Origin of the sequence: Ignatzschineria ureiclastica (genome assembly GCF_003121845.1) — a bacterium.
Taxonomy (GTDB): domain Bacteria; phylum Pseudomonadota; class Gammaproteobacteria; order Cardiobacteriales; family Wohlfahrtiimonadaceae; genus Ignatzschineria; species Ignatzschineria ureiclastica.
On record NZ_QEWQ01000006.1, the window covers coordinates 283,412 to 289,829 of the forward strand.

The following is a 6,418-nucleotide window of genomic DNA, read 5'->3' on the forward strand; positions in this document are numbered from 1 at the left end:
TCTGATCGTTTTAGATCGCTATTTTGATCTTGGCGCTTGAGAAATAAACTTTAGATTTAAGCTTTAATTAAGCATCATTAGTAAAACAAATTTGAATTAGGACTAATATAGTACTATATTAGTCCTATATTTATTTTTAGAGAGTCTATACATTGAGAATTACTCGAGAAACAGATTATGCCCTGTTAGTACTGACGAAATTAGCGGTTCGTGAAGAGAAGCTAAGCGCTTCGGCTTTAGCTGAAATATGTGAGCTCAATGTTTCGCTAGTGAGTAAGGTTTTAAAATTACTGGTTAAAGCAGAGCTTTTAACCTCTACTCGCGGGATTTACGGTGGCTATCAATTACAAAGAGATCCTGAAGAGATCACTTTATTGGAAGTTATTGAAGCGATCGAAGGGCCGGTAGCAGTGAATGCGTGTAATGACATGGAGAATCCTTGTGATAAAGCGATTGTTTGCACATTAGCACCGCATTGGAGAGTGATTAATCATAAGCTTTACGAGAGTTTCTCGGAAGTGACTTTAAAATCGCTGCTTGGATCAGCACAAGATTTAAGGAAGCTAGTAGAGTAAGTAACGGAATCACTTTTTAGGCACTGATTGTATATAACAATATATAGATAGGGTAGAAGATAAGAATAGATCCTTGATAAATCTAATTGATGGATGACTATAACAAATTATGACAGCAGAAATTACAGAAAAAGATAGAATTGAAGCGATCACCAGTGAAGAGTACAAATATGGCTTTACCACTGATATTGAACAGACAACGCTTCCCCCCGGCTTAGATGAAGATGTGATTCGTCATATCTCTAAGATTAAAGAAGAGCCAGAGTGGTTATTAGAATATCGTTTAACCGCTTATCGTGCTTGGCTTGAGATGGAAGCGCCGGATTGGGCACATTTACAGATCGATCCGATCGATTATCAAGCGATATCTTACTATTCAGCGCCTAAATCAATGGCCGATGGTCCTAAGAGTTTAGATGAGGTAGATCCTGAATTACTCTACACTTACGAGCGTTTAGGGATTCCACTTTCAGAACAAAAAATCCTCGCCGGTGTAGCCGTAGATGCGGTTTTTGACTCAGTTTCTGTGGCAACCTCTTATAAAGGGCGTTTGTTAGAGCAAGGCATTATTTTCTGCTCTTTTAGTGAGGCGGTTCAAGAGTATCCTGAATTAGTAAAAGAGCATCTCGGTACGGTTGTGCCACACGATGATAACTACTTTGCTGCACTGAATGCGGCAGTATTTACCGATGGTTCTTTTGTCTATATTCCTAAAGGCACTCGTTGCCCAATGGAACTTTCTACCTATTTCCGAATTAATGCTTCTAATACCGGTCAGTTTGAAAGAACATTGATCGTGGCAGATGAGGGGAGTTATGTCTCTTACCTTGAAGGATGTACAGCGCCACAGCGGGATGAGAATCAGCTCCATGCAGCCGTTGTTGAGTTGGTGGCAAAAGAGAAGGCAACCATTAAGTATTCTACGGTTCAAAACTGGTATCCTGGCGATGAAAATGGAGAGGGTGGAATCTATAACTTCGTGACAAAACGGGGTATTTGCGAAGGTTTTCAATCTAAAATCACTTGGACACAGGTAGAAACAGGTTCGGCGATTACTTGGAAATATCCAAGCTGTATCCTCAAAGGGGATGAATCTGTTGGCGAATTCTACTCTGTGGCACTCGTCAAAGACCGTCAGCAAGCTGATACCGGTACTAAAATGATCCATTTAGGTAAAAATACTCGCTCGACGATTATCTCAAAAGGTATTTCTGCAGGTTACTCTGAGAACTCTTACCGTGGATTAGTGAGAATTAGTCCTAATGCAACAGGCTCTTACAATTACTCTCAGTGTGATTCGCTCTTGATGGGAGATAAATGTGGGGCACATACTTTCCCCTATATTGATGTCCGTAATTCAAGTTCAAAAGTAGAGCATGAAGCCTCTACTTCGAAGATTTCAGAAGAGCAGCTCTTCTATTGTCAACAACGTGGATTATCAGAAGAAGATGCAATTAACCTTATTGTGAATGGTTATTGTAAAGAGATCTTTGATGAGTTGCCGATGGAATTTGCCGTAGAAGCGCAACGTTTGATAGAGCTACGATTAGAAGGTAGTGTGGGTTAATCGTTGATTTTGACCAGTTAAACCTATATCGGCGTTTATAACAGAATTTATAAAAATTAATTGAGAGTAGAAAATATGTTAAGCATTCAAAATTTACATGTAGAAGTTGATGGTACCGAGATTCTTAAAGGCGTGACCTTAGAGATCGAAGCAGGAAAAGTACACGCAATTATGGGGCCTAATGGTTCAGGGAAGAGTACTCTTGCAAATGTGATCGTGGGAAAAGAGGGTTATGAAATCACTGAAGGCGATATCCTTTTTGAAGGACGTTCAATTTTAGAGATGGATCCTGATGAACGAGCACAATTAGGGATTTTCTTAGGGTTCCAATATCCTGCAGAATTACCAGGCGTGAATAATCACTATTTTTTACGCAGCGCGCTTAATGCGATTCGCCGTTCAAGAGGGGAAGAGGAAGTTGATGCGCTTGAATTCTATGAGATGCTGCAAGAGAAGATGAAAACTGTAAAAATGGATTCTTCATTCCTCAAGCGTGCTGTCAATGCAGGTTTCTCTGGTGGTGAGAAGAAACGCAACGAAATTTTACAAATGTTAGTACTTCAGCCTAAATTTGCGGTGTTAGATGAAACGGATTCAGGGCTTGATATCGATGCACTTCGTGTAATTTCTGAAGGGATCAACTCGTTACGGGATGCCAATCGTGGCTTCTTATTAATTACCCATTACCAACGTCTACTTGATTATGTTCAGCCAGATTTTGTTCATGTAATGACGGATGGTCGAATTGTGAAAAGTGGGGGTAAAGAGTTAGCGCTTGAACTTGAGAAAGAAGGGTATGTTGCATTCCGCGGTGAAGAAGCGGGCGGTACTCGAGTTCATAAATAAGGAGATCATCATGCTAACAAAATATCAAGATAATGCGCATCGTGAGCGCTTTAGAGATACGCCATTGCGGAAGCTCTTTTCAACAGCGTGGCAAGCGCCTGTGTCAAAAGAAGCTTCAGCGCCGGTTAATGAAACATTGCCGGAAGGTGCTATTATTCTCCCCATCTACAATGGTGAAGTTGCTTCCCGTTGGATTCATGAACTCTCATTACCAGAAAGCCTTTTAGTACGAGCAACGAGTAATCTATTAGAAATTCGCCTAATGAATGGTGCTGTGGTTGATCGCCCGATCGTGATTTATCACGTAACAGATGGGCAAGATGCAGCAGTACAAGTTGATTTTAATATCGTCGTAACCGCTGAAGAGGGATCTCAAGCCTCATTTCTATTAGTAGAAGCGGGTAATGGAGAATATCTTAACTTAGGCACAATGAGTGTTTCACTAGCTGAATCAGCGAATATTGAATTTGTCCATGCGGGGATTAATAGCAAAGTGGGTTCGAGCCTTTTTGATTTTGTGGCAACACAAGCAACAGAGAGTCAATTGCACTATATGAGCTATCAATCTCAAGGAGCGATTACCCGCTCTGATATTGCTTTCTCTGTAGAAGGGGAAGGTGCTTATAGTGAACTGAATGTGCTCAATATTGCTGAAGGTCGGGAACATATCTCGCATGTGGTCGATTTAGATCATAAAGTACCTAATTGTAGCAGTAATCAACAGGTCAAAAACATCTTAAAAGATCGTGCCGAAGCACTGTTTGATGCACAAATTCATGTTTTTCAAGATGCACAAAAGATCGATGCGGACCAGATGACTCGTTCACTACTTTTGAATGATGGTGCTCGTGCATTGACCATTCCTCGTTTATTAATTTATGCGGATGATGTGCGCTGTACTCATGGTGCTACGGTCGGTTTTATCGAACCTGATCATCTATTCTATCTTCGTTCTCGGGGTATCTCTGCGGAAGAAGCGAAGAAGATGTTGATTCGGGCTTATGCGGTTGAGATTGTGGATACAATTCGTAGTGAATCTATTCGTGACTGGTTAGCGCATAGATTAGATCACGATATTGCAATTTTACTATAAGTCAAAATAGGCAATATTATTGGGGGGATAAAGGGAATTTATCCCTCTTCTTACATTGAGAGATACGGTATAGATAATGGGTGAGTGCAATAGCGGATAATTGTGAGCCACACATACGCCTTTTACTCACAATCTACTCATCGCCAAAAATCAAAAAATTATTAATCTCGAAAATTAATCGAAAGATTTCATCATTCAAATAAGTGGGGACGTTATCATGATCGCACTACCTGAAATAAGAGCGCAATTTCCAATTTTACAACAAGCGGTGAAAGGCCAAACGGTAGCATTTTTAGATACCGGTGCTTCAGCACAGAAACCGCAACAGGTGATTGATGCTGAAAGAGCGGTATACGAGCACTATTATGCCAATATTCATCGGGGTGTTTACTATTTTAGTGAAAAATCAACGCAAGAATATGAAGCGGTTCGTGAGTTAGTTCGAGCGTTTATTAAAGCGGAAGATCCAAGAGAGATTATTTTTACCAAAGGGACAACTGAAAGTATTAATCTTGTGGCGCAAAGTTATGGACGTAAAGTGCTACAAGCAGGAGATATCGTGATTATTTCAGAGATGGAACATCACGCTAATATAGTGCCCTGGCAGATGATCTGTGAAGAGAAAGGGGCTATTTTAAAGGTGATTCCGATCAATGATGCCGGTGAACTAGAGATGGATCAATATCGAGCAATGTTGAATGATCGAGTGAAAATTGTCTCAGTAACCCAAGTCTCTAATGTACTAGGCACAATCAATGATGTTGCTACAATTGTTAATGAGGCGCACAAGGTTGGGGCAAAAGTATTGATTGATGGCGCACAAGGTGTAGTGCATCAGCCTTTGGATGTTATGGCGCTTGATGCTGATTTTTATGTTTTCTCGGCACATAAACTCTATGGACCATCCGGTGTTGGTGTACTTTATGGCAAAAGAACATTATTAGAAGCGATGCCTCCTTACCAAACAGGTGGAGATATGATTGATGTCGTTACTTTTGAAAAAACCACATTTGCCCCTCTTCCTAATAAATTTGAAGCAGGAACGCCGAATATCGCTGGTGTGATTGCATTTGGTGAAGCGATTAAATGGGTCACATCTGTTGGGTTTGAGTTGATTGAATCTCATGAAAAAGCGCTATTAGAATATGCAACAAGCGCCTTAAGCCAAATCCCAGAATTGAGAATTATCGGAACGGCAGAAAATAAAGCGGGTGTGATCTCATTTGTTATTAAAGGGATTCATCCGCATGATATTGGCACTCTGCTTGATCATGAAGGGGTCGCAGTTAGAGTGGGTCACCATTGTGCGCAACCACTGATGAAACGAATGAAAGTACCCGCTACAGCAAGAATGTCGTTAGGTGTTTATAACACAAGTGAAGAGATTGATCGTTTAGTTGCGGGGTTGAAAAAAATTATCGCATTATTTGGTTAGATATTATTACTCTCTTTATTACTCATTAGTGTCATAAGAAGTTACTTTATTTGAGCATTCTTAGGAGTGCTCTTTTCTTTAAAAAAGAATCACGAGGGTTTTTTCTTAGAATGGGGGATGCAGATGATGGAAGTTTATGTGATAAGACAAATGGGCAAATACTTCCAAAAATTAAATACCTTCAAAATATAAGCATAGAAAAATCAATAGATTGAATCTGTTTTATCAATAACAGTAAAATTATTTCAGAAAACCCCTTGCAAGATCTTAAAAAGAGTGTAGAATTCTCCTTCTTGATTCAGACGACACCTTTCGAGGTGGCAGAGAAGAGAGCGGTTTTGGGAGTTATGTTTAATTTTTATTTTAACTTTTAAAACGGTCAGATTTAGAAGTGTTTAATCTTAATGTTGGTTTTAATGAGTTTTAAAAATTCATTTAGAACTGATTTCAAAAAAGATTAAAAAACTTCAAAAATAAATTTGACAATAAGCATCTCGATCTGTAGTATAGTTCGTCTGCTTAGGGCGGTGAAAAACAAGTAAACGGGCCTTTAGGTGATGAATACTTTCACTAGTTTCTAAGCGTTCTTTAACAAATTAATCTTAAGTAAGTTTGTATGGGGGCTTGTATCGCTTTGCGAGAGCAAAAAGATAGAAGTCTAACCAAACAATTCCAGCACTATTTTTAATAATGGGAATAGTAGCAGTAATTGAGTAAATGGGTTAGATCGAGAGATTTAAAACATTATTAAGGATTTAAACTGAAGAGTTTGATCCTGGCTCAGATTGAACGCTGGCGGTATGCTTAACACATGCAAGTCGAACGGCAGCACGGAGAGTTTACTCTTTGGTGGCGAGTGGCGGACGGGTGAGTAATGCATAGGAATCTACCTTTTAGTCTAG

The 6,418-nt window shown here is 39.7% G+C and carries 5 protein-coding genes and 1 rRNA gene; all 6 read left to right on the top strand.

Annotated features, from left to right (window positions below; translation table 11 throughout):
• The first annotated feature begins 152 nt into the window (after window positions 1–152).
• Window positions 153–575 (top strand): SUF system Fe-S cluster assembly regulator, encoded by a 423-nt coding sequence (locus tag DC083_RS09520; RefSeq protein WP_109189964.1) that lies wholly within the window; start codon window positions 153–155, stop codon window positions 573–575.
• 109 nt (window positions 576–684) lie between these two features.
• Complete coding sequence (gene sufB, locus DC083_RS09525) at window positions 685–2,142, top strand: Fe-S cluster assembly protein SufB (RefSeq protein ID WP_109189965.1); 1,458 nt, start codon at window positions 685–687, stop codon at window positions 2,140–2,142.
• A 75-nt stretch (window positions 2,143–2,217) separates the two neighbouring features.
• Complete coding sequence (gene sufC, locus DC083_RS09530; protein WP_109189966.1) at window positions 2,218–2,988, top strand: Fe-S cluster assembly ATPase SufC; 771 nt, start codon at window positions 2,218–2,220, stop codon at window positions 2,986–2,988.
• Window positions 2,989–2,998: 10 nt separating this feature from the next.
• Window positions 2,999–4,081, top strand: a complete 1,083-nt coding sequence (locus DC083_RS09535; protein WP_157954924.1) for a SufB/SufD family protein — start codon at window positions 2,999–3,001, stop codon at window positions 4,079–4,081.
• Window positions 4,082–4,298: 217 nt separating this feature from the next.
• Window positions 4,299–5,516 carry an aminotransferase class V-fold PLP-dependent enzyme gene (locus DC083_RS09540; RefSeq protein WP_109189968.1) on the top strand — a complete coding sequence of 406 codons (1,218 nt, stop codon included), beginning with the start codon at window positions 4,299–4,301 and terminating at the stop codon, window positions 5,514–5,516.
• Window positions 5,517–6,273: 757 nt separating this feature from the next.
• Window positions 6,274–6,418: ribosomal RNA gene (locus DC083_RS09545) — 16S ribosomal RNA — on the top strand; the annotation flags it as partial.